The 20909-nt window shown below is 46.6% G+C and carries 27 protein-coding genes; 12 read left to right on the top strand and 15 right to left on the bottom strand.

Features of this window, described 5'->3' with window-relative positions; translation table 11 throughout:
* Window positions 1-27: 27 nt before the first annotated feature.
* Both coq7 and K2P83_RS10735 read right to left on the bottom strand, forming a co-directional pair.
* Window positions 28-654, bottom strand: a complete 627-nt coding sequence (coq7, locus tag K2P83_RS10740; protein WP_292929017.1) for a 2-polyprenyl-3-methyl-6-methoxy-1,4-benzoquinone monooxygenase — start codon at window positions 652-654, stop codon at window positions 28-30.
* Window positions 655-761: 107 nt separating this feature from the next.
* Window positions 762-2048 carry a (Fe-S)-binding protein gene (locus K2P83_RS10735; RefSeq protein ID WP_292929015.1) on the bottom strand — a complete coding sequence of 429 codons (1287 nt, stop codon included), beginning with the start codon at window positions 2046-2048 and terminating at the stop codon, window positions 762-764.
* A gap of 180 nt (window positions 2049-2228) precedes the next feature.
* Here K2P83_RS10735 and rpsP point away from each other — a divergent pair, with 180 nt between their 5' ends.
* From rpsP to rplS, 4 genes are read left to right on the top strand one after another with little or no spacing between them, the layout of a single operon-like run.
* Window positions 2229-2495 (top strand): 30S ribosomal protein S16, encoded by a 267-nt coding sequence (gene rpsP, locus K2P83_RS10730; RefSeq protein ID WP_292929013.1) that lies wholly within the window; start codon window positions 2229-2231, stop codon window positions 2493-2495.
* Between the two features lie 37 nt (window positions 2496-2532).
* Window positions 2533-3036: a ribosome maturation factor RimM gene (rimM, locus tag K2P83_RS10725; protein WP_292929011.1), complete on the top strand. Its 504-nt coding sequence runs from the start codon at window positions 2533-2535 to the stop codon at window positions 3034-3036.
* 10 nt (window positions 3037-3046) lie between these two features.
* The gene (gene trmD, locus K2P83_RS10720) at window positions 3047-3817 is read left to right on the top strand and encodes a tRNA (guanosine(37)-N1)-methyltransferase TrmD (RefSeq protein ID WP_292929009.1); all 771 of its coding nucleotides are present in this window, start codon (window positions 3047-3049) and stop codon (window positions 3815-3817) included.
* A 24-nt stretch (window positions 3818-3841) separates the two neighbouring features.
* Window positions 3842-4276: a 50S ribosomal protein L19 gene (rplS, locus tag K2P83_RS10715; protein WP_292929007.1), complete on the top strand. Its 435-nt coding sequence runs from the start codon at window positions 3842-3844 to the stop codon at window positions 4274-4276.
* A 106-nt stretch (window positions 4277-4382) separates the two neighbouring features.
* On the opposite strand, the gene K2P83_RS10710 is transcribed toward rplS, so the two are convergent.
* The 10 genes from K2P83_RS10710 to K2P83_RS10665 form a co-directional block, all read right to left on the bottom strand.
* On the bottom strand, window positions 4383-4727 hold the full coding sequence (locus K2P83_RS10710; RefSeq protein WP_292929005.1) for an arsenate reductase family protein: 345 nt from the start codon (window positions 4725-4727) through the stop codon (window positions 4383-4385).
* Window positions 4728-4791: 64 nt separating this feature from the next.
* Complete coding sequence (locus K2P83_RS10705; protein WP_292929003.1) at window positions 4792-5307, bottom strand: invasion associated locus B family protein; 516 nt, start codon at window positions 5305-5307, stop codon at window positions 4792-4794.
* A 110-nt stretch (window positions 5308-5417) separates the two neighbouring features.
* Window positions 5418-5672, bottom strand: a complete 255-nt coding sequence (locus tag K2P83_RS10700) for a DUF2024 family protein (RefSeq protein WP_292929001.1) — start codon at window positions 5670-5672, stop codon at window positions 5418-5420.
* A gap of 303 nt (window positions 5673-5975) precedes the next feature.
* The gene (locus K2P83_RS10695) at window positions 5976-6131 is read right to left on the bottom strand and encodes a hypothetical protein (RefSeq protein ID WP_292928999.1); all 156 of its coding nucleotides are present in this window, start codon (window positions 6129-6131) and stop codon (window positions 5976-5978) included.
* Window positions 6128-6250, bottom strand: coding sequence for a hypothetical protein (locus tag K2P83_RS10690; RefSeq protein WP_292928997.1), 123 nt, complete (start codon window positions 6248-6250; stop codon window positions 6128-6130). Before K2P83_RS10690 ends, K2P83_RS10695 begins: the two co-directional genes overlap by 4 nt.
* A 38-nt stretch (window positions 6251-6288) precedes the next feature.
* Window positions 6289-7260 carry a class I SAM-dependent methyltransferase gene (locus tag K2P83_RS10685; RefSeq protein WP_292928995.1) on the bottom strand — a complete coding sequence of 324 codons (972 nt, stop codon included), beginning with the start codon at window positions 7258-7260 and terminating at the stop codon, window positions 6289-6291.
* Between the two features lie 7 nt (window positions 7261-7267).
* On the bottom strand, window positions 7268-8461 hold the full coding sequence (locus K2P83_RS10680) for an O-antigen ligase family protein (RefSeq protein WP_292928993.1): 1194 nt from the start codon (window positions 8459-8461) through the stop codon (window positions 7268-7270).
* Between the two features lie 72 nt (window positions 8462-8533).
* Complete coding sequence (locus K2P83_RS10675) at window positions 8534-9649, bottom strand: glycosyltransferase family 2 protein (protein ID WP_292928991.1); 1116 nt, start codon at window positions 9647-9649, stop codon at window positions 8534-8536.
* Window positions 9650-9722: 73 nt separating this feature from the next.
* On the bottom strand, window positions 9723-10493 hold the full coding sequence (locus tag K2P83_RS10670; RefSeq protein ID WP_292928989.1) for an FkbM family methyltransferase: 771 nt from the start codon (window positions 10491-10493) through the stop codon (window positions 9723-9725).
* 62 nt (window positions 10494-10555) lie between these two features.
* On the bottom strand, window positions 10556-11821 hold the full coding sequence (locus K2P83_RS10665) for a hypothetical protein (protein WP_292929047.1): 1266 nt from the start codon (window positions 11819-11821) through the stop codon (window positions 10556-10558).
* A gap of 283 nt (window positions 11822-12104) precedes the next feature.
* On the opposite strand from K2P83_RS10665, the gene K2P83_RS10660 reads away from it, so the two are divergent.
* From K2P83_RS10660 to K2P83_RS10630, 7 genes are all read left to right on the top strand, one after another.
* Window positions 12105-12854, top strand: a complete 750-nt coding sequence (locus K2P83_RS10660; RefSeq protein ID WP_292928987.1) for a 3-deoxy-manno-octulosonate cytidylyltransferase — start codon at window positions 12105-12107, stop codon at window positions 12852-12854.
* Between the two features lie 8 nt (window positions 12855-12862).
* Window positions 12863-13633 carry an aldolase/citrate lyase family protein gene (locus K2P83_RS10655; RefSeq protein WP_292928985.1) on the top strand — a complete coding sequence of 257 codons (771 nt, stop codon included), beginning with the start codon at window positions 12863-12865 and terminating at the stop codon, window positions 13631-13633.
* Window positions 13630-14568, top strand: a complete 939-nt coding sequence (locus K2P83_RS10650) for a phosphoglycerate dehydrogenase (protein ID WP_292928983.1) — start codon at window positions 13630-13632, stop codon at window positions 14566-14568. Before K2P83_RS10655 ends, K2P83_RS10650 begins: the two co-directional genes overlap by 4 nt.
* 4 nt (window positions 14569-14572) lie before the next feature.
* Complete coding sequence (locus K2P83_RS10645) at window positions 14573-15502, top strand: NAD(P)-dependent oxidoreductase (RefSeq protein ID WP_292928981.1); 930 nt, start codon at window positions 14573-14575, stop codon at window positions 15500-15502.
* 2 nt (window positions 15503-15504) lie between these two features.
* Complete coding sequence (locus K2P83_RS10640; protein ID WP_292928979.1) at window positions 15505-16146, top strand: HAD-IA family hydrolase; 642 nt, start codon at window positions 15505-15507, stop codon at window positions 16144-16146.
* Window positions 16147-16162: 16 nt separating this feature from the next.
* Window positions 16163-16840, top strand: coding sequence for a 6-phosphogluconolactonase (pgl, locus tag K2P83_RS10635; protein ID WP_292928977.1), 678 nt, complete (start codon window positions 16163-16165; stop codon window positions 16838-16840).
* A 117-nt stretch (window positions 16841-16957) separates the two neighbouring features.
* Window positions 16958-17662 carry a YiiX/YebB-like N1pC/P60 family cysteine hydrolase gene (locus tag K2P83_RS10630; protein WP_292928975.1) on the top strand — a complete coding sequence of 235 codons (705 nt, stop codon included), beginning with the start codon at window positions 16958-16960 and terminating at the stop codon, window positions 17660-17662.
* 243 nt (window positions 17663-17905) lie between these two features.
* On the opposite strand, the gene K2P83_RS10625 is transcribed toward K2P83_RS10630, so the two are convergent.
* The 3 genes from K2P83_RS10625 to K2P83_RS10615 form a co-directional block, all read right to left on the bottom strand.
* Window positions 17906-18142 carry an addiction module protein gene (locus tag K2P83_RS10625; protein WP_292928973.1) on the bottom strand — a complete coding sequence of 79 codons (237 nt, stop codon included), beginning with the start codon at window positions 18140-18142 and terminating at the stop codon, window positions 17906-17908.
* 68 nt (window positions 18143-18210) lie between these two features.
* Window positions 18211-19131: a sulfotransferase domain-containing protein gene (locus tag K2P83_RS10620; RefSeq protein WP_292928971.1), complete on the bottom strand. Its 921-nt coding sequence runs from the start codon at window positions 19129-19131 to the stop codon at window positions 18211-18213.
* Window positions 19132-19405: 274 nt separating this feature from the next.
* Window positions 19406-19831: an acyl-CoA thioesterase gene (locus K2P83_RS10615; protein ID WP_292928969.1), complete on the bottom strand. Its 426-nt coding sequence runs from the start codon at window positions 19829-19831 to the stop codon at window positions 19406-19408.
* A 173-nt stretch (window positions 19832-20004) separates the two neighbouring features.
* On the opposite strand from K2P83_RS10615, the gene K2P83_RS10610 reads away from it, so the two are divergent.
* Entirely contained in the window at window positions 20005-20844 is an 840-nt protein-coding gene (locus K2P83_RS10610) for a ferritin-like domain-containing protein (RefSeq protein WP_292928967.1), read from the top strand.
* Window positions 20845-20909: the final 65 nt, after the last annotated feature.

Here is a 20909-nt window from a genome sequence, read left to right as displayed (position 1 = left end):
GAACATTACAAAGATCATGCCTATCACTCAAACCCAGTATGCTGTTTGAGTCATGACTTTTGAACCAAGTTTCATCGTGAACTTTACCGGTAGCGGCAATTCTGCGCCGCCATATGACAACGCCATAGTCGCATGACTGGCTTCATCAATTTTCATTTGTGTCACAATGGCGCGGCTTTTCTCGTCATTCTGCGGCAGAAGCTGCAAATGACCAGCCAGATGCGTTCCGACTTGGTGTTCTGTCTCAGCCAGGAATCCTAAATTCCACTTATCTCCCAGCATTCCAGCCACAACACCAATGGCAAACGACCCACCATACCAGAGTGGGTTGAGTAAACTTTTACGTCCGCCCAGTTCAGCGATACGGCGCTCCGTCCAAGCCAAATGTTCTGTTTCTTCACGTGCAGCCTGCATCAGTGTTTGTTGTACCGCCTCATTACGCGCCGTTAATCCCTGCCCTTGATACAACGCTTGCGCACAGACTTCACCCACATGATTCACGCGCATTAATGCACTCGATAGCCGTTTCTCTATATCCGTCAATTCAGCTTCTGGCAATTCACTACCGGGGACAGACCGCAAAGTTTGTGCCGGTGTCAGCAGAGTGCGCAAAGCACCGTCAAAGCCAATGATAAGCTTATCAATATTAATCATAGTCCTCACTTCGTACTGATAGAATTGAGCATACATTATAGGCCGATATGTACATATTCAGATACACTTAATTTTCATCCTGCCTACACCCAAAAAACTGGCTTCTATTATAATTCCAAACCCATTTGCCTTGCCAGTAATGTAACTGGATGCAACACTTCTATGTCTATTCCTTTCTCATATAACCCATTGGCTATATGCATTGCACAACCAATGTTTGAGGTCACTAGATATCGCGCACCACTATCCATCGCGGCAGATAGCTTGGATTCCAGTAACCTACTCGCAATTTCCTGCTGATCTATGAAATAAGTCCCCGCAGCACCACAGCATTGATCATTACCTGGCAAAGACAATACTTGCACACCGGGGATACGAGCAATCAATTTATGCGGATATACTTGATCTCTTAGTACATTGCGCAAGCTGCATGGATCATGCACCAAAATTTTTTGTGGCAATGACATTATTTCTACACTTTCCCATCCTTCAGCTGAAGTTAGAAACCGACTGATATCTACGATCTGAGTATGTTCATCCGCCACTCCACACTCAAGCAACTGCACACCACATCCTGATGCGGCACTAATAATTGTTTTTACCTTGCGTCCAGAAAAAACTGATTTATTTTGCTGCGCCAATAATGTTGCTTGCTTCAACGCACCGCCATGCTGATACAGGGCACCACAGCAAGTTTGATCCGACGGAACATGAACGGTATAGCCCAAGCGATTTAACACATAAATACTCGAATTTAATGTTGCGACATCCGTTATCCGTGCCACACACCCCAAAAACAAACCGACTTCACCCCGCCTTTCTCCCTCCGCCGGATAGATTTCCCGCCAACGATCACCCGAAGCGCGCTTCCCAGCCACAGACGCTGCATGGGGAAACTTAACCAATGGAAGCTGCACAACAAATTTAAATAATTTATTTTTTTCTAACTGACTCAGTTTTTGTAGCCATCGCAACCAACCAGTTTTCTGTATGAAATAGAACAATCGGCGCAAGCGATCTAAGCGGACAGGCCTGACAAGCAATAGCCTTGTCAGCATACTACGCACACTCGCCTTCTGAGTAGCTACTCGAGATTTTGGTTGATCAGCAATCAGTGCGCGCGTTTTGTCAATTAAATGACCATAGGGAACGTTATTAGGGCAAACAGCTTCGCAAGCTCGGCACGTCAAGCAGCGATCCATATGCAGGATAAATCGCGCATTCAAAGGAATACGTTCATTAACCACCCCATTCATCAAAGCGATACGCCCACGCGGAGAATCTGCTTCTGATTTCAGCAATCGATAAGTTGGACAATGCGGCAAGCACAAGCCGCATGAAACACACTGGCTTGATTCATGAAGAATAGAGTCTTGGGAAATCTTTGAAAGCAATTTAGTAATTCCACTGTAGAAGCGTATATTTAACGCGCTTGTTAATTTCCGCTAGTTATTGCTTGTTGCCGCAATGATCATAGTTATTTTATCACTTGTCAGAATTACAGAAACTACTGTAAAATTAAAAGTTATTTCAATTCGAGATTCACAATTATAGACGGGCTTATAGGCAAAAACATGGTTATTATCAGATTGGCAAGAGGCGGCGCAAAAAAACGTCCGTTTTTTAATATGGTTGTGGCAAATTCCCGCTATGCACGCGATGGCCGGTTTATAGAGCGAGTTGGCTTCTATAACCCAAGAGCTACTGGTGGAGAAGAAACATTGCGCGTTCAACTGGATCGAGTCGCATACTGGCAATCGCAAGGTGCTCAGCTCTCAACAACAGCAACCCGGCTAATCAAACAATTTTCTGCCGCCAAAGCAGCGCCAGCAAATAGCTAAGATAGAAAAATTAGCTATACCAATACCTATGGTAATAATGGGTCATATTATCGGCCCTTTTGGAATACACGGTTGGGTAAAGGTTAATCCCTATACTGAGTATATTGATGGATTACTGGAATATCCATCATGGTGGCTAAGAAAAGAAAATGATGCGTGGCAGGAAGCACAGGTTGTTGCTGGGCATATTAACGGCAATATCCTAAACGCACAGTTTCAGGAATGCACTGACCGCACACAAGCTTTGAAGCTCAAAGGAATGCAAATAGCAGTTCCACGCAGCCAGTTGCCAGATTTACCAGAAGACGGAGACAGTGGTTACTATTGGTCAGATTTGGTAGGCACTGAAGTGATCAATTTAAAAAGCGAGAAGCTTGGCAAGGTCGTAGGCTTGTATGAAACGGGGGCGAATGATGTATTACGCATACATCACATGGATCAAGAAGGAAAGGAAACGCTCATCCCTTTTATAGAAGGGATTATCATAAAAGTTGATTTGAAGATTTCTCGGATCACAGTTGATTGGGATATAGACTATTAAGGTGACAGCAATGGCGTTTGAGTGCGATGCCATCACACTATTCCCAGAAATGTTTAATGCCATTACGCAGTATGGCGTTACAGGAAAGGCAAATAGGAACGATTTCTTTCGACTTAACACTTGGAATCCGCGCGATTTTACCCAAGACAAGCACCGTACGGTAGACGATAGTCCTTATGGCGGAGGCCCTGGAATGGTTATGATGGCACAACCATTAGAGGATGCCATCTCTCAGGCTAAAGCAAGGCAACATGCTCTAGGTATTGAGAAAACTCAGACTCTCTATCTGACACCTCAGGGCAAGCGGCTTGATCACGAAATGGTCAAACAGCTCAGCACACTTCCGGGCTTAATATTGCTCTGCGGGCGGTATGAAGGCATAGATGAGCGCCTAATCATGAGTGAAGTGGATATGGAAGTTTCTATAGGTGATTATGTTGTTTCAGGTGGCGAGTTGGCTGCAATGGTACTGATTGACTGTATCGTCAGACAAATCCCAGGTACGTTGGGTGATCCAGAATCTGCAAATCAGGACTCGTTTGCTGATGGACTATTGGATTGCCCGCACTATACGCGCCCTGAGATATATAAAGGCAGCCATGTGCCAGAAGTACTAATGTCAGGCAACCATGCATATATCCGTCGTTGGCGCCTACAACAAGCACTCGGAAAAACATGGTTAAAACGACCTGATTTAATTGAGTTAAAATTTGCACATGGTATGACAGTTGAAGAAGAAAAACTTTTGGAAGAATTCAAACAATCCTGTAAATCTAGGTAAGATCGGCAAATAGGGGAAGAAGACATGAACTTAATTGAACAATTGGAAGCAGAAGAAATAAAACGCCTTAACAAAGAAATACCTGATTTCTCCCCAGGAGATACAGTAATTGTTAATGTCAGTGTTGTTGAAGGCGATCGTAAACGTGTGCAGGCTTACGAAGGTGTTGTGATAGCCAAACGTAATCGTGGCCTTAACTCAGCATTTACAGTTCGTAAAATTTCAAGCGGAGAAGGCGTAGAACGTACTTTCCAAACATATTCGCCATTGATAGCAAGTATAGAAATCAAACGGAGAGGTGCAGTTTGCCGCGCGAAACTTTATTATCTTAGAGATCGCGCAGGAAAATCAGCACGTATCCGTGAAAAGTTACCTGCTCGCAGTGGCAACAGTAAAAATCTAACTCGGCCCGCACAAGACTCCACTTCATCGGATATACCGAAAGAAACTGCTGTATAAGAGTACCATACAGTAATCAGATAGGGTTCCGTACATTTTAAGCTACGTTGTACGGAGCCTCTAACATTTAAAGACACACAGTTTTTCTACACCTTCTTCTACTCTTCTACTTGAGCAATTCCATGACATTCTCAGGTGGTCGGCATAATCTGGCTTTGCTACCACGCACGACGATGGGACGTTGAATCAAATCTGGATTCTCCACCATCGCTTTGATGATTTCATCGTCCGTCGCCGCACTTAAGTTTCCCGCCGATGGCTCGTCTTTTCGTAAAAGATCACGTACCGGCATATCAAGCTTCTGAATCAATTCTCGCATTCTCTCTGTTGTTAAGGGAATCTCATAATAATTAATTGATTCGAATTCCTCACCACTCTCTTTAAGCAAAGATAACGTTGCTCTACATTTACTGCAGGTAGGCTTCTGATAAATAACTATCCTATCACTCATAGACTTTCCAATTATTATTGACTCAAGGAAAATTCGAGATTCCGCACAAACCCAGAAAATTAACTTATTTCATGCCACATTCAGATGAAATTGCCTTATGCGCTGCTGATGATCCACTCAATCCGAAAGTATCCGTTGTTTCCGTACCACGCGCTGATGCACCCTTGATTACCAATGAATTCCCGCGCTTTATACCATCCGTTATTTTATTATCGGTTGCTTCATCAGAAGCCCAAGCTGAGTCATCCTGAGTAAAAAGACGAAAACTTTGGTTATTTACTGTGACTGTCGCTTCAGTGCCGGGTTTGTATGCATAACCGGCAATATAACTAAAAACATTCTTACTTTTCTCGGCAGGACGATGCGTAATTAAAGCAAACACATCACCGCGCTTTGAGTAATTGCCTTCGGATTTCTTGGGCTTACTCACCATATAGCAAACTTTGTTATTGTTTTCCATAAACATATAAGCCGTCCAGTCACCGTGTTCGCCTATCAATTTTGGTTCTGCGGCTTGAGCCGAGTTACACAACGAAAAAACAGCACCAGCTATTATTAATTTTCTAAATTTATACTTCATTTCGGAAACCTTGAGTAGGATGGTCGATACGATTTCAGTGATTGATCAGAGCCAAGATGCAGCATCTTTAATCTCTAAATTCCAAATTTCTTACAATCGGCAATCAATGATTAACAACCTTCCATCTTGTAAATGTAAAAACCATTCTTGTTGATCTCATCAGTCACATTTGCAGGTGCGCTCTGGCTATGACAGAAACTACATTCTTTACTGGTGACCATTGCGTCCCCTTCACCGATTGTAGAAAGCCATTGCTTTGCATATTCAACAGCTTTTTGATCATCCTTCACGGCTGTAAACACATCGAAATGCATCGTATGTCCATCTTTAGCTTTAACATAAGTATCATAAACATGAATTTGCATATTATTTTTTCCTTAAAAAATTGGATTACACAAGCACACTGTAATGGTTCGCTCTAGTACAAATGAGATTATTAACTATACCAATTTATCCATTAAACTGCCATGAGAATATACTGCCGGAAGATCCAAACAGCTCGTTACCATTTTTTGAGTATAGCCAGTATCATTTCTTTCTCGCAACAATAACGCCATCACGTATTGGATTAATAAATGTATCAAAACCCGGATCACTAGATACCAGCCGATTATGTTCTACAATTGCTTCTGTTGAGCAACGCACAACATCCTGGCAATGCTTTAAGGCTACACGGCCATGCCGCACAAAACATTGTCAGCAATATAAAGCCCGCCTGGGCGTATCCGATGCTTGTCCATAAGCCAGATCTCCGGATAATGGCCCTTATCCACATCGTTATAACAAATATCAAACAAACCATCAGTCCATGCAAAATCTTTCATTTCTGCGAGAATAGATGGTCAGCTTGCGTTAATAAACTGCGCATGTAGCTCTCAATTTCCGGATTAACAGCGATCAACGCATTTAGATCATGAGTAGCCGGAGATTGAGAATCGACCACATTTTCTCCCTAGGAGTAGCAGATCAGAATAGGATTATTCACTTTGTCGCCATCAACACACATTCTTCACCGGAATTTTTATCGAATTGAAAAACCAGGTGAGCAGCAAACTGAAACCAGAATCCTCTCAACACATCACGAGTTGTTATGCACTGACATCCAGATTTTGTAGTTTTTGCTGATGGTAAGCTACTTTGACCAATTCCATAAGCACCGATCGGTGTCGTCCAAGAATTTGGATTGCTAAAACCCGATTTTTGAGCAAGCCGGACCAATGTTTTACAGGTAAATAGATGTATATGCCGAGGCGATTCAAGCCCACGCCAATCGGCCCCAAATCTGCGATGACCATAGCTCAAAACATTCGGTGTCAGTAATACCAATAAACCATTCTTTTTGAGCAGTCGGTGACACATCCTCAACAAAGCAACCGGATCATGCACATGCTCAATGACATGACTCAGAATCACAACATCAAATTCTCCGGGAGTATCCATGGTTTCAAGCGGCCCTAAATGCACGGGAATACCTTTCTCTTCACGCACATACTCCGAAGCCATTGGATCAATCTCCTGCCCTGTGACATCCCAACCCAAATCCCGCATACGCGCCAATCGTTTCCCGTTGCCACAACCTACTTCCAGCAACCGGCCTGGTGTGATTTTATTCAGATACATACATTTATAACGGCGGCGCTTGCTGCGTAACCCCAGCAAGCTAATGCTCAGGGCATGCAGAAAACTGCGAACTGTTTTTGCCAACCGTGTTTGCTGCGCATGGTTTGTGTGTCCGTGTGTATAATAATTTTGGTAAGCTTTGCCAATCTCATTAATCTTCGGCCTCGGATCTAACCAGACAAGACCGCAATCGGCATCTGTGCATTTTTTAAATGTCCATTCTCCTGGCGCGCCAAAAACCCGGTCTACCAGATTACGATACAATATCTCTCCCTCTTTACTGCACATATAACAAGCAGAGCTTGTTTCAGTGCCAATTCGGTCTGGCTGCATAATATGCTTAGATCCTCCCTGGTTCTTGTCTGTGCCAGCTCATGGTGATCCCCGTGATCAACAGCAAAAGAACCGGCGTCCGGCTAAAAATAATAAAAGCATCGGTAAACCCTGCCAGAATAATATAACTAACCAGTCCTGCACCCAATATCGCTAAGCGGTTTCTCTTAAATGTCTGGTACCAACCCCAGTACAGAAACAGTAAAGCCAGCATGCCGGGAACACCGATGTGCATACCAATTTCAATCCAATCATTATGATAATGAGAAGTTTTCTGAAATCCCGGCAAATCCTTATAAATACCATCTTTGTACGTCAAAATCGTATTGTCGAAATAGCGCTCAGGCGCACCTGTTCCATAACCCGACAAGGGGCGCTCAGCGATAGCGTGCAGCCCAACATCCCACATGGCAAGACGATATCCTAGACTGGAGCTGTAATTTCCCTGCTGTAACAATTCGATGTCACTTTTAGCTTGAATTAATCTATCCTGAAAAACAGGGCTGCTATAAGCAAAAATCGCGGCGACTATCAACACAGAAATCAAAATACCTATGAATCTTCTGATTTCTATCTTGTAGCGCAAAAAAGCCATAAGCAATACAGCGACTAGCGTTGCTAATAGAAGAATTCTGCCATTCTGATGAAACTGAATAAATAGTAACGTTAGCGCCACAATCCATAGCAACATCCCTAGTTTCCGGGACTGACTCATGTCAGCAAAACCAACTGCTACAATTGCACCAACCCCAAGCATGGCTGAAAAACTCAAATACGACATGCCTACGAGCGGAATACCCTGAGCCCCCATCGCAAGCCACTGATAGATCCCTACAAGCAGAACACCTAAATAACCTGTTACCAATCCACCTATTGCCCAGGGTAAGCGCTCTCTATTCAATAAAGAGTAGAATGGAATGAAAATCAATAAGCTAAAGTACTTTAACCATTTCATTCGCCCATTCTCTGGCAGTTCACTCCATAACAACCCTAAGAGCAAAAGTGTACATAACAGAAGAATCGCTTGCACAAAGGGTTCTTTGATAGTCTGATTCAATCGATACAAACCACCGTCTAACCACCAAGCTATTCCTAGCAACGGGAAAGAAACAAAATTCACCTCGCTCCGCCAGAATCCCAGGCAGACAAGAACCAACACAAACCTGATCAACAATTCTTGACGCGAAATATTAGCTGGCATAAAACCAATAGAGGACTGTTTTCAATAAGCCGTTTAAAAGTCTGAATAATCGGAATAGTTCTGACATTGCAACTAATCTGAACTTTGTTTGGTAATCACCTGTTTTAGAGCAGGCTTTTCTGACAAATCCTGCAGCGGGTCTGACAATCGTTGAGCCAATTCAGACTGCCCCGCTTCCCATTTCCGTATTTCCAGTTTACGCACACGAGCAAAAAGTACCAATAGAATCTGCAACAATACGGGTGCGCCCGGCAAAATCCACACTGCAGATATGCGCTTATCCACGCGAGACCGTCCACGCAGCATCAGTTTGATTGCCATTTTAATGCTCGCCGTACCGTTCCGCATCTGCAAGCAAGATAACTGAGGTAATGGCAGGGGTGTCAGCCAATGAATGCCGCCACCTTGCCGCAACACCTGATCAATCGAGTCTGCCAGCTGCACAGATAAATCAGCCAATGTGCAGGGGCCTGAAACCAGTAGAATATTGCGGCGTGCTTCAGGATAACGCGAAAGATATAATGCACGGTTACGTTGCGCCAACAACCGATACGGCCGGCCACGTCCAAATGATGCGCCGCCAGTATGGTGGATGCATGCATCTGGATGCACACCCATACGCCATCCTTGCTGAATCAATCGACGTCCCAGATCTGTATCTTCAAAATAGCCTCGACCAAATTGCGCATCAAATCCACCTATTGCGACAAATAATGCGCGCCGGATTAAAAAGGCATATCCCTGAAAGCGATACGTAGCAATATAACCGCCCGACCGCCGTTGATAGCACTCCAGTTTAGACCTGGAAAAATTATCTTGTACTGGACTGATGACCGCCAATTCCGCATCATCTGCAAAAGCTTCGCACAACAATGGCAAGAAATTTTCGTGAATTTCGGTATCCGAATTAAGCACTAGCACAAAATCCGCATCCGAGCGAGCAGCCGCATCATTGACCGATTTACCAAACCCTTGGTTCTCAGGCGCGTGATGAACATGGAGCTGCTGGTAACGCAAGTTATCGAGCATCGCACAAGTCTCTGGGTCTGATGCATCGTCTTGAATATAAATAGTCCTAATTGACTGGCCCAGAACAGTGACAGCAGAATCAATACACCGTCTCGTCAACTCTGCCGCATTATAGACAGGTATGATGACATCAACAGAAGGCGCAACGGGTGTATTCATAAATTGTAGGAGGCGTTCATGCAACCGCCCGATTATCTAAAACATGAAGCGATACGAAATAGGCACCGGCAGGCTAATTCCTTTCAAAAATCAGATATGCTTCTCCCCAGTTCCGGGTTGATCGCTGTTTTACTTCAAGACCGGCTTGTTCCATTAAAGCGATCGCTTTTGCCCGTTCCTCATCAGTACCTAACTCGATAATGACAGACCGCAACGCCGGGTGCGCCAATACAGACTCTGCGCCATTGAGAATAGAAATTTCGATGCCATCGACATTGATCTTAATATAATTCGGATAAGGAAATCCCCACTTACTGCATAAATCATCTAACGTCACACCAAACATTCCTTGGATGTGCGTAGCTGACATTTTCAAGTTCTCAATGTCTTCTTCTTTTCCAAACTGCGATCGATTCCCGCCCGGAATAAATTTGGGGATATACAATTTGGAAAACTCACTTTTCCCGGAAACCGCAACACAATACGATAAAATATTTTCCTTGAGGTTATTTAAAAAAATATTTTTGTTCAGCGCGTAGTAATTATTACTTTGCGGCTCAAACGCATAAACTTGAATTTTGTCGCCATATTTTTTGGCTGGATATAAGGAATATTGACCGATATTGGCGCCAATATCAAAATAACAGGAATTGGGCTCAAAGCTATCCAACCAATCCAGCGTATCCGGCTCCTTGATCGAATACGTTCTTGCGCGGTTAAGTGTACGCAAATGATCGACTGAAATTAGAATGCGCTGATCTCTAACCTGTACATCCGCATACCCGCCTTTTAGTTTATATGCTGCCACAATCAACTCGTTTAATATATCTTTGGCCAGCATCATGATCACTTTTTGAAGTTAGTGGGGTAAGCTTTGATTCTGATTAGGTGGAAAAGCAAAACAGTTCAACTTGCAGACTGCTCAAGTAACGTGACATAACGGGGCAGTACATCAGCATCTGGAAAATCCAGCATTTCCTTTAAAAAGCGCTGCCGATGTTCTTCAATATAGAAAGAATCACAACCATTGGTTAAAAAATAATTGATTTTTTCATACACATCATCGCGGCATTTTATCTCTGTTTCCGGCATGTAATAAGCCACAGCCGAGCGAGCTGCGATCAAATAATCCGCTGCCAATACCGGCTTTTTTGCCCTGACGGCTTCGAATATCACCGATGTAGCCAAATCGATAATGACATCGGACCAATTCATCAAATGCACCGAATGTGCATCATCGCTTGCAACACGCACATTCGGCAATTGCTTGATCGAACTGTCTTTGGTCAGTGATTGTTTCCAACCGCTCCGCGTATGCGGTTTGATGATCAATTCCACACCGGGAAATTCAGCAATCATATGAACCACTTCACCCACTTCTTCCCAAAATGTCGTGAAGTTGGATTTTCTTAGGAACATGACAATTTTAAGGCGGCTATCCGAACGGACAAGTGGCGAAGGCGGCATCAATCCGGCAAGTATTTTTAGCCACTCTTCACAATATCTCGGTGAGCCTAATACGGCAAGTTGATTGCCCTCCAGAAATGGACGGAAACGGACGGAGCATAACTCATTGGGCACCACCACCCGATCAAATATCTTAGCTGCCGAAAATGTAATATCGGGCTTCAAGTGTCTTTCACCCCGGCGAATCAATTGACTGGCATGCGGACTGTCGCCATGCGGCAAGGATACCGTCCCGAGACCCCTTTCTTTTGCCATCGCTACCACTACTTCAACCCATTCCACACAAATCACCGAATTCCGTTCAATCCAGTCAAACGCCACAACCCCCTTGCCCGCATCACCAAAACATCTGTTCAACAGGAATTCAGCGGTATACCGCCATAACGGCTCGCGCTGTTTTTCATCAAAACGACCGGCAAGTTTCTCCGCCAGCCGACCTATCATTTTTATGCGCCGGACATTGCGCGTCAACATCAGCATTTGCAAGCGCCATTTTAAATACTCAGCCAGCGGAAACAACTCCTTCATATGCGCGACACGCACACCTTCGAGTTGGCTTAAATATTTAATGCGAAAATCACGACGGAATTGCGTTGAACCAATCAGTACCACATCACATTGGTGACCCGATCCAATCCACTTGTAAATGACCGGAGTAACATGATCAATATCGTTATAATGTCGAAGAAAGAAAAGGGCTTTCATAGCCATGACAGGATTTCAGAAATATTCAGGATTTGCAGCATCTCTATTATTTTTTCCAGTTTAAACAGAAGACTCTTTGAAGCGCGCTCATTCTACTCTTGCAATTATTCAATTACCAGCAACGTGGCCATATCCCTCCGGGATAAAATCACAGCATGCAAGAAAACTGTTAAATTTAACAATAAGTATTGCTCAAGAAACAAGAAAAACCTGATAATCAGCAAGTAACTTTTGAGTGTAGCTTTTCATACTCGTAAACATTAATCAACCACACGACAATTCAATGAGAACAATCGCTGTAATACCCGCCCGCATGGGTTCATCACGTTTCCCCGGCAAACCCATCGCAAAAATATTGGGCCGCCCGATGATTGAACATATTTATAAGCGCGTCGCCATGAGCAAATCGCTCGATGCTACCTACATTGCTACCTGCGATGAAGAAATCCGGCAAATCGCAGAAGGGTTTGGTGCGCAGGTGATTATGACCGCCGACACGCACGAACGCGCCAGCGATCGCGTAGCCGAAGCCGTCACGCAACTGGAAGCGGATCTGATCGTCATGGTGCAAGGTGACGAACCGATGACACACCCGAACATGATCGATACCGCCGTGGCACCGTTTAAACATGATCCGCAATTGGGTTGCGTCAATCTGGTGCGCAAAATTGATCACGAAGCCGATTATTTGGACGTCAACACCATCAAAGTAGTCATGAACCAACAAGGCGACGCCCTATACATGTCGCGCCGCCCGATCCCGACATTGGCCAAAACCGGCTTTGCCGATACCGCCGCGTATAAGCAAGTATGTATTATCCCGTTTCGCCGTGCCACGCTGTTTCAATACACCAACTTAACACCCACGCCGCTTGAGCAATTGGAGTCGGTCGACATGCTGCGCCTGCTCGAACATGGCTTCCAGGTTAAAATGGTGCACACCGAATATAATACCCAAGCGGTGGATACCCCGGCGGATCTCGCACGTGTCGAGAAATTGATGGAATCAGATCCACTGCTCACCCGCTACTAGGAATAATCATGTCATTAAAATCAAGGTTGAGCCGTTCCGAATTAACCATTGGCTCATGGGTCACACTGGGACATCCATCGATTGCCGAAATCATGGCAGCAGCCGGATTTGACTGGCTGGTATTGGATATGGAACACAGCGTGCTGGAACTCAGCGAGGTGCAATCCATCATCCAGGTGCTGGACGGCAAACAATGCCCGGCCATCGTGCGCCTGACCTCAAACCACCCCGATCAGATCAAACGCGTCATGGACGCCGGGGCAACTGGCGTGATGGTGCCGATGATCAAATCCGCCGCTGATGCCAAAACTGCCGTCGATGGTGTGTATTATCCGCCACGCGGGCAACGCGGCGTCGGCCTGGCACGCGCTCAGGGCTATGGCAACAGTTTCCAGGCTTACCGGCAATGGCTGGATGAAAATGCGGTGATCGTCGTGATGATCGAACATGTCGATGCGGTCAAAGCCATTGATAGCATTCTGGCTGTGCCAGGTATCGATGCCTATATCATCGGCCCGTATGATTTATCCGGCTCGATGGGACGCCCTGGCGATCTCAACCACCCGGATGTGCAAGCGGCCATCGCACAAGTTCTGGAAGCTGGCCGCCGCGCCAACAAACCCGGCGGCATTCATGTCATCGAACCGGATCCGGAAGCACTGCAACAACGCATCCAGGCCGGTTTTAATTTTCTCGGCTATGGTCTGGATATTCGCATCCTGGATTCCATCTGCCGCACTCACTTACAAAGTATCCGCGCAACACTTAAAACGCCATGAGTACATTTGCCATCTCCACTTCTTCTTTCGACATTGACAATAACCCGCCGATTCAGCAACTCCTGCAAAACGGCATGCAAGTAACCACCAATCCGCACCGGCGCAAACTCACCGAGGATGAGATTATTGAATTACTGCAGGAAGGCGCAACCGGCCTGATCGCCGGGATTGAACCACTGACCGAGCGCGTATTTCAGTCTGCCAGCAATCTGAAGGTCATCTCACGCTGCGGTGCCGGGTTGGACAGTGTCGACTTGGCAGCGGCAAAAAAACATGGCATTACGGTTTTCAACACGCCGGAAGCCCCCGCACAAGCGGTAGCCGAACTGACGATGGGATTGATACTGACCCTGTTGCGACAAATCCGCCAGATTGATCAATCGGTGCGCAACGGCGAATGGCCGCGCACGCAAGGCCGTCTGCTCGCTGCGCAAACCGTCGGCATCATCGGCATGGGACATATCGGCCGGCGTGTTGCGCGCCTGTGCCAAGCATTTGAAGCCACGGTTATTGCGCACGACCCGTATGCAAGTCAAGTGCCTGCCGATGTCGCATTGATATCCCTGGAACAATTACTGGCCACTGCGGACATTATCACGCTGCATCTGCCTTACGGACCGGATACGCATCATCTGCTGAATGCCAAGGCATTCGCAACCCTAAAACCTGAGGCTATTGTCATCAATGCCGCGCGCGGCGGATTGGTCGATGAAGACGCACTCTTGGCAGCCTTACAAGCAGGCAAAGTCAGCACCGCCGCCTTGGATGTGTTCGAGCAGGAACCCTATCATGGTCCATTAATTGAAAGCGGCAACGTCATCCTGACGTCGCATGTCGGCTCTCTTGCCCGGGAATCACGCCAACTGATGGAAATTGAAGCGGCTGAAAACCTGCTGCAGGGTTTAATCAAAGCAGGTCTAATCAATAACGGATAACACTATGGTGAATGAAACGGTTGTTGTATTTGGCGCCAGCGGTTTTTTGGGGAGCCATGTTGCCGACGCATTATCGGCCGCAGGCTACCGAGTAAGGTTATTTGACCGCAGCCCGTCGCCCTATCTTAAAAGTAATCAGGAAATGATCATTGGCGATATCATGAATCTCGACCAAGTGATCGAGGCTGCCAAGGGAACATCCGTCGTGTATAACTTTGCCGCAATTGCCGATATTGATGAAGCCAACGACAACCCCATTCCCACTGCAACCATCAATGTACTGGGCAACATGCATGCTCTGGAAGCCGCGCGCATTGCCGGAGCCCGCCGTTTTGTGTTCGCCAGCAGCATTTATGTCTATTCCGAATCCGGCTCTTTTTATCGCGCCAGCAAGCAGGCAGCGGAACGTTTCACCGAAACCTACCATGAGCGCTACGGTCTGGATTACAGCATTCTGCGCTACGGCTCGTTGTATGGCCGGCGCTCTGATAAACGCAACGGCATCTACCGCATGCTGCACGAAGCCGTCGCCCATCACTCCATTACCTACAAGGGCAGCGGCGACGCCATGCGGGAATATATCCATGTGGAAGATGCCGCGCGCATGAGCGTACAAATATTGGCGCCGGAATTTGCCAACCGTCACATGATTCTGACCGGTCAGGAGAGATTACGCATCAAAGAGGTCATGACGATGATCTCAGAAATCCTGCCATGGCCGGTTGAATTGCATTTTGACGAAGCCAACACCGTGCACCACTACGAAATTACGCCTTACGCGTTTCAACCCCGCGTTGGCCGCAAGCTGGTTCTGAATGAACATGTCGATCTGGGACAAGGCATACTGGATTGCCTGCGGGAAATTCACCAAGACTTGCATCATGGTGATGAAAACGACGACGCCACCCCCGCCACCTCGGACAATCGCGCCTAATCATGAAGAATTTCGACTGGCAGGCAATCATTTTCGATTTTGACGGCGTCGTGGTGGAATCCGGAAAAATCAAAACCCAGGCATTCGCGGAACTCTACCGTCCCTACGGCGAAGAAATCGTCGCAGCAGTGGTGCAATTTCATACCCAGAACGGCGGCATGTCGCGCTACCGAAAATTCCGTCATTTCCAGGAACACTTTCTTTCAAAGCCCCCATTAACGGAAGCGGAAGAAAAACAACTGGATATCCGCTTTTCCGAGCTGGTTGTCGAAGCCGTCATCGCCGCCGAAGCCGTGCCCGGCGCAGTCGAGCTCATCTGCCAGCAATCCGGTAAAATTCCATTATTTGTCGCCTCCGGCACCCCGGAAACGGAACTCAAAGTCATCGTCGAACGCCGCGGCTTAACGCCTTATTTCACCGAAGTGCGTGGCGCACCGGCGCTCAAGAAAACGATCATCGCGGAAATTTTATCCAAACACGCGCTGAAACCAGAATCGGTACTGATGATTGGCGATGCCATGGCGGATTTGGAAGGTGCGCAAGCCAACGGCACCGCTTTCCTGGGCCGCGTCTATCCCGGCGACCCCAATCCTTTTCCCGAACATGTGGAAATCGTTCCCGATTTGCGCGGGTTAGTCGCGTAAGCGCATCAGCTTCCCGATGCAACGGCATGTCTTCCCGAATATCGAACAACTGAGTCAGGCCTTTGCCGACTTTGCTGCAACCACGCTACAAAACACGCTAGCCCATAAACCCCAAGCCACACTGGTCGTCCCTGGCGGCAACACGCCGCGTCATTACCTGCCCGCATTGGCAAAGTGTAAGCTACCCTGGGACCGAATTACTGTCACGCTCAGCGACGAACGCTGGGTTGATGTTACTGATAAACAATCCAACGAGCATCTGGTAAAACAGCACCTGATGAGTCACCTTCCTGAAAATACTCGTTTCGTGGGTCTAAAAACCCGGCACGGCAACCCATTTGATGCTGTCGATGAAATTCACCAACGACTGGATAAGCTGCCGCTTCCATTGAGCCTAACGGTATTAGGCTTGGGAGAAGATGGGCATATTGCTTCGTTGTTTCCGGGAATGAATCCCGACTTAACTGATACCCATCACTGCATTGCGGTCGCACCGCCGATTGCGCCATCGCTGCGCGTGAGTCTTTCATTGAAACTGCTGGCGGAAAGTGAACATATTGCGTTGGTTGTTACGGGGGAGAATAAGCGGAGATTGCTGGATCGATTGAGTGAAAATCCTGATTCGAAATTGCCAATTGCTTGGTTATTGCAACGCAATCAATCACCGATTACGGTTTTTGAAACTGATGCATAGTAAGTAAAATGAAATATGAACATAGCATATTCATAAATTCCAACTTGGAACTACCTGTATTGACGTAAAATATCGCATTATTTCTAATTCGATTCTACATTCCTCCATCCCATAAGCATGCTTCAGCCAGGCGATATTATTCTTGTTTCTGGAACTCAAAAATCCTCTTCCGCACTAATTGAACTTCAGAAGATGTTTATAGCCTGTGCGCAGTCAAGCCATGTACTAATAGCGCAGGCCGAATGCGTCTGCGTGGATGCTGTGCCAAAAGACGGAGTTAGGCAGCGGTTTTTCCATGATGTCATACAAAGTGTAAAGCCTTCATGGAAGGTAATAAGAAGAAATCTCTCTCAAAATCAGAAAGATGAAATAATCAAATCATCAGTTTATTTTTTAAATCAGGAATACCTAATCAAACCAGCTGAGTTTCTTGGAAAGAATAAATCATATTGCTCTGAGTTGGTCAGAAAAATATACCAGCGAGCCTCTCTGGAGATAGATGTTCCACTCGACGGTCCAGTAATGCCCGCCCACTTCGATCACCTAATTCGAAACAGTTCAGTCTGGACCGATGTAACTAAAGAAATTAAAGAATTCCATGACAATCCGCCCCTAAGTATTGAGGAGCTTCGTCAAGCAGCAAACTTTTTAATAAAAGGCATAAAGCTCAATAGAAAGCGATTTGATGATCGAGAAAAATGGCGAGAATGGTTAAAGAATTTATTGCTCAACGGAAAGATCAGTAATTCCTCATATGAAGAAAAGATGGCATTCATTGAGTCAATAGAAGCCAGCATGAACTACAAGTTCTGGAATACGTAAAGAAAAAACAACGGCAGGGAATGGCAGTGGGATCAAATCTTGCAGTATGAATCTTCTAACTATACTAATTTCTGCAATACCGGATAAGCTTGTAAGTGGAACAACTTCGTCTTCTAGAAGATCGAAACGACATTAACTGCATGATCAAATTCAATACCAAGACCGGAATATTCTTGTTCATACCAAGTGCCGCCTTAATAGCTTCTTCAGCGGCCTCCTCAAGAATCTTTACCCAGCACACGATCAGCCGCCAATCCGTGCCTGTATTCGCCGCCGAAATTCATCTCGATCAATCAGTTTCACGGCACCCGCATCAATTTCAGCAAGACGGCGCAGAATTTCCTTCTTCCAAGCTTCCAATGCACCCGCATCATCGGGCGCATCCAGGCTTTTAACCAAAGCATGCGCCAACTCGGCACGTTCTGCCTCCGGGTACATGAGTGTTTTGGAACGAAGCTTGTTCAAACTTTCAGTTTTCATGAGTGCTCCGTAGAAATACAACCAGTCCCTATAATATCTAACCTCTTATTGGCCAATCAAAAACCCCGTCAAATCGTCCCACCATTCTCCAGCCATTCGCGGCAATCCGGAGTCAACGCACGCCCGCAAGCGGCATCATAAAGCGCTAGTTCATCGTCTGAGAGTACGTCGCGCCAACGGTTATTGGTGCCTTTGTGCATAAACGTCTCCGCTCCGCCCTTCCAGAGCCGACCGCCCCCTGGTGCATACAACTCGCCCTGGCGCTTCATCTCTGCAAAGGATATCGCCTTAAAGATGCCGTCCCAAGCTTGCTCGGGCACATCGATCTCGAGAAATGTAGCAATGCGGCGAACTTCACGCTCGGTGTCCGCAAGCATGTCGCTGTAGTGGAACAACTGAATGTTGGGTAGGTGGCGGAAATTCCACCAGGACTGAACATTGGAAAGATGCGACCAGTACGGCCAGCCGTCGGATTCCCATGTAAACGAACCACGGGTTATCCAATTCCGCCAAAAGGCATGAATATCATCCGGCGGCGGCGGGAGTTCATCTCCCACGCGCCCGGGCAGCATATTCATAAGCATTAATATTTCTTCCTTCATGCCGGTATAGTGATTCCACAGCGACATGAAAACATCACGCGCATCGCGGGCGATATAGAGGTATTTGACCTTTTCACTATAAGTCACGCCATCGAGCGGCAAGTGCGTTTTGATAAAGCGGCGATGCTGCTGCGCCTTCAAGTTGCTCAGAACCACTTCGAGCGGAATAATCCGCATGTCCAACCACGGCGACATTTGCGCAGGCGGCGCCGGAAAATTCCCGTCCGGAAAGAGCAGGTGCGCAACAATTGCTTGTGTCCACGTCGTGCCGGCTTTGTAGGAGGTTGCGATGACAATATCATCAGCGCGCGATTCGAAATAATCCCAGCGCGTGCTGTCAAAATGGTGATTCTGGTAAATATGCGTGCGTTGGGGTAGATTCAGCATTTCGGTAACCTGTAATTAAATGTTGTCAACATATAGGGACGCACTCGATTTGGCAAGCGATTGCAGTGTATTGGTAAAGAATCGGTAGAAAATCTGCGCGCGACTTAATAGTCGAACCAGTTTAGCAGGCCGTTGAGAAACTATCTGCGGTGTTAAAAACAGACTCAAAATGCTCATTTATTAAGCATAAACTGTGCTTTTTCGCCTGTTTTTGCCTTGCATCGGCTGCCTCGAAAACGTTTTTCAACGACCTGTTAGCTTTCATCCAATCCAATTATTCCTGCGGCACCACTTTAGGCCGCCGGTTGTCATCAATGGCGACGTAAGTCAGTACGGCCTCGGTGACTTTGATGCAAATCTCTTCCCCGCCTTCCCGGACGCCACGCTGAGCGTATACCGATACATCGACGGTAATCGAGGTATGTCCCACTTTAATGATGTCGGCATAGAGGCTGACGATATCGCCGACAAACACGGGTTGCTTGAATACGAAGGAATTGACGGCCACCGTTGCAACCCGCCCGCGCGCGCGACGGATGGCCGGAATGCTGCCCGCGGTATCCACTTGCGACATAATCCATCCGCCAAAAATATCGCCGGCATAATTGGTATCCGATGGCCTTGGCACCACGCGCAATATGGGTTGACCTTCCGGCAACGAAACATGAAGTATCGAATCATTGTTCGGTATGTTATGCATGAGTGTATTTAGCTGATGAATAGAGATGCCGCAAGAATACAATAATCCACTCATCTCAGGTCAGTTTCTGTTTCTTCAAACCTTCGCTTCAGCACAGTTGAAGGTTCATTCGCTTTTCGGCTGGAAAAACGGGAGAATGGGGCCATAAAATTATTCTGACCCTATCAGGCCTTATGGAATCCCTATTTGAAACTGCCGCGCGCTGCCTGATCACCTGTGAAATCGAAGAAAAACTGCGTTTGTCCGGGCAAACGGCACAGGCATGGCGCGACGGCTTATTGTCTTTAGACTGTAAAGACGAACCGGAACCGATTGGCGAGCCTGGACATCCGGCCAGACCTGTTCTGGTGGCACCCGATAAAGTGCCCAAACGCGGCCTGGGTACCAAAGAAGGTCTTTCCGCGCTGGTCCATGCAATGGCGCATATCGAATTCAACGCCATTAATCTGGCCTGGGACGCTGTATATCGTTTCCGTGATCTGCCTGAACAGTTCTACAGCGATTGGATAAAAGTGGCGGAAGAGGAGGCCTATCATTTTCAGTTGTTGCGCACGCGCCTGAATGAGCTCGGCACTGACTATGGAGAATTCACGGCACATAATGGTTTGTGGGATATGGCTAAGCGCACGGCATTTGATCCGATGGTGCGCATGGCGTTGGTGCCACGTGTGCTGGAAGCCAGAGGATTGGATGTGACACCTGGCATTATCAAACGATTGCGTCAGGTTGGTGACGAAAAAACGGTCGCCGTGTTAGAGATCATTTTGCATGATGAAGTCGGACATGTGGCGATCGGATCGCACTGGTTTAAATATTTTTGTCAGCAACGCGGATTGGATTCAGAGCAGATATTTCGCGAATTGATCAGCCAATACTTTACACGACCGATGTCCGGCTCATTTGATTATGCAGCCAGACAAAAAGCAGGGTTTACGATAACCGAGCTAAAAGCGCTTGAATGCATGGAAATCTCCGCAGCACATTCCGGAAAAACTTCATCGAATCGCTCCTAACAGGCCGTTGAAAAACTATCTGCATTGCCGCTGCGGTGTTAAAAACAGGCTCAAAATGCTCATTT

Origin of the sequence: Nitrosomonas sp. (genome assembly GCF_019752415.1) — a bacterium.
GTDB lineage: Bacteria > Pseudomonadota > Gammaproteobacteria > Burkholderiales > Nitrosomonadaceae > Nitrosomonas.
This window is presented reverse-complemented; position numbering and strand designations above follow the sequence as displayed.

Coding starts and splice junctions, on each gene's coding strand:
- rimM (WP_292929011.1), top strand. CDS start 2,533: ATGGGTCATATTATCGGCCCTTTTGGAATACACGGTTGGGTAAAGGTT.
- K2P83_RS10630 (WP_292928975.1), top strand. CDS start 16,958: ATGCTTCAGCCAGGCGATATTATTCTTGTTTCTGGAACTCAAAAATCC.
- trmD (WP_292929009.1), top strand. CDS start 3,047: ATGGCGTTTGAGTGCGATGCCATCACACTATTCCCAGAAATGTTTAAT.
- K2P83_RS10620 (WP_292928971.1), bottom strand. CDS start 19,131: ATGCTGAATCTACCCCAACGCACGCATATTTACCAGAATCACCATTTT.
- K2P83_RS10695 (WP_292928999.1), bottom strand. CDS start 6,131: ATGAAAGATTTTGCATGGACTGATGGTTTGTTTGATATTTGTTATAAC.
- K2P83_RS10650 (WP_292928983.1), top strand. CDS start 13,630: ATGAGTACATTTGCCATCTCCACTTCTTCTTTCGACATTGACAATAAC.
- K2P83_RS10660 (WP_292928987.1), top strand. CDS start 12,105: ATGAGAACAATCGCTGTAATACCCGCCCGCATGGGTTCATCACGTTTC.
- coq7 (WP_292929017.1), bottom strand. CDS start 654: ATGATTAATATTGATAAGCTTATCATTGGCTTTGACGGTGCTTTGCGC.
- K2P83_RS10665 (WP_292929047.1), bottom strand. CDS start 11,821: ATGAAAGCCCTTTTCTTTCTTCGACATTATAACGATATTGATCATGTT.
- K2P83_RS10680 (WP_292928993.1), bottom strand. CDS start 8,461: ATGCCAGCTAATATTTCGCGTCAAGAATTGTTGATCAGGTTTGTGTTG.
- K2P83_RS10655 (WP_292928985.1), top strand. CDS start 12,863: ATGTCATTAAAATCAAGGTTGAGCCGTTCCGAATTAACCATTGGCTCA.
- pgl (WP_292928977.1), top strand. CDS start 16,163: ATGCAACGGCATGTCTTCCCGAATATCGAACAACTGAGTCAGGCCTTT.
- K2P83_RS10610 (WP_292928967.1), top strand. CDS start 20,005: ATGGAATCCCTATTTGAAACTGCCGCGCGCTGCCTGATCACCTGTGAA.
- rplS (WP_292929007.1), top strand. CDS start 3,842: ATGAACTTAATTGAACAATTGGAAGCAGAAGAAATAAAACGCCTTAAC.
- K2P83_RS10710 (WP_292929005.1), bottom strand. CDS start 4,727: ATGAGTGATAGGATAGTTATTTATCAGAAGCCTACCTGCAGTAAATGT.
- K2P83_RS10645 (WP_292928981.1), top strand. CDS start 14,573: ATGGTGAATGAAACGGTTGTTGTATTTGGCGCCAGCGGTTTTTTGGGG.
- K2P83_RS10640 (WP_292928979.1), top strand. CDS start 15,505: ATGAAGAATTTCGACTGGCAGGCAATCATTTTCGATTTTGACGGCGTC.
- K2P83_RS10625 (WP_292928973.1), bottom strand. CDS start 18,142: ATGAAAACTGAAAGTTTGAACAAGCTTCGTTCCAAAACACTCATGTAC.
- K2P83_RS10675 (WP_292928991.1), bottom strand. CDS start 9,649: ATGAATACACCCGTTGCGCCTTCTGTTGATGTCATCATACCTGTCTAT.
- rpsP (WP_292929013.1), top strand. CDS start 2,229: ATGGTTATTATCAGATTGGCAAGAGGCGGCGCAAAAAAACGTCCGTTT.
- K2P83_RS10700 (WP_292929001.1), bottom strand. CDS start 5,672: ATGCAAATTCATGTTTATGATACTTATGTTAAAGCTAAAGATGGACAT.
- K2P83_RS10615 (WP_292928969.1), bottom strand. CDS start 19,831: ATGCATAACATACCGAACAATGATTCGATACTTCATGTTTCGTTGCCG.
- K2P83_RS10705 (WP_292929003.1), bottom strand. CDS start 5,307: ATGAAGTATAAATTTAGAAAATTAATAATAGCTGGTGCTGTTTTTTCG.
- K2P83_RS10670 (WP_292928989.1), bottom strand. CDS start 10,493: ATGATGCTGGCCAAAGATATATTAAACGAGTTGATTGTGGCAGCATAT.
- K2P83_RS10685 (WP_292928995.1), bottom strand. CDS start 7,260: ATGCAGCCAGACCGAATTGGCACTGAAACAAGCTCTGCTTGTTATATG.